Annotated in this window: 1 protein-coding gene; it reads right to left on the bottom strand. The window is 58.8% G+C overall.

Features of this window, described 5'->3' with window-relative positions:
• Positions 1 to 595, bottom strand: a 595-nt coding sequence (locus tag E8M78_RS21360) for a calcium-binding protein (protein WP_281405084.1), incomplete at both ends; no start/stop codon positions are given.

Here is a 595-nt window from a genome sequence, read left to right as displayed (position 1 = left end):
CGGCGATGGTGATGGTTAGCTCCGTTCCAACATACGAGAGGCTCACATCAGTCGGATTGATATTGGTGAAAACCAGCTTGTCGTTATAGCCGTTCCAGCTGTCCTCAGTGATGGTGTCGTTGCCGTCGCCGCGGGCATAGACGTAGGTGTCATCACCGCCGCCGCCATTGACCACGTCGTTGCCAAGGCCGCCGGTGTAGGTCTCGGCGGCATTGAAGCCCACGATCGTGTCATTGCCGGCCGTCTGCTTGGCCTCAATGGCCTTGGCGCGGATCATCGCCGCATTCCATGTTGTGCCGTCGGCAAAGACGATGTTCTCTACCCCACGCCCATTGTCCTGGATCAGGGTGCCTACGAGCTTGACCGATCCTGCATCGCCTGCGCCCGCGGCACTTTCGGCGATGGTGATGGTTAGCTCCGTTCCAACATACGAGAGGCTCACATCAGTCGGATTGATATTGGTGAAGACCAGCTTGTCGTTATAGCCGTTCCAGCTGTCCTCAGTGATGGTGTCGTTGCCGTCGCCGCGGGCATAGACGTAGGTGTCATCACCGCCGCCGCCATTGACCACGTCGTTGCCAAGGCCGGCAAGAAC

The sequence above is a fragment of the Rhizobium sp. FKY42 genome (assembly GCF_005222835.1).
Taxonomy (GTDB): Bacteria; Pseudomonadota; Alphaproteobacteria; order Rhizobiales; family Rhizobiaceae; genus Neorhizobium.
The sequence above is the reverse complement of the archived record's forward strand: the minus strand, read 5'-3'. Positions and strand labels throughout refer to the sequence as shown.